1 protein-coding gene is annotated in these 238 nt (G+C 34.9%); it reads right to left on the bottom strand.

All coding sequences use genetic code 11. The annotated features are described in order from the left end of the window. Positions 1-238, bottom strand: a 238-nt coding sequence (locus IDG65_RS14685; RefSeq protein WP_206174281.1) for a Cna B-type domain-containing protein, incomplete at both ends; no start/stop codon positions are given.

The raw sequence follows: 238 nt of genomic DNA, 5'->3' as shown, positions 1-238 counted from the left end.
TCGGTCACTGTATATTCTATTTTCTTTCCTTCATCATACTTCGGTAAGTTTTTAAATTCGTACTTCCAGTTTGTTTCAGATGTTACATCTACCGTTTCTACTTTCTCTCCGTTAGCCAATAAATTTATACTGACTTTTTCTGGTCTCTTACCATCTTGATTGTCTTTGTCGTCCCATACTTTTTCACCGCTAATTGATGTTGTTTCTGGCGTATATTTATTCGTCACAATCAAGTTAC

It is taken from the genome of Staphylococcus sp. EG-SA-17 (assembly GCF_017151845.1).
GTDB lineage: Bacteria > Bacillota > Bacilli > Staphylococcales > Staphylococcaceae > Staphylococcus > Staphylococcus aureus.
Note: the sequence above shows the minus strand (reverse complement) of the source record. Positions and strands in the feature narration are given on the sequence as shown.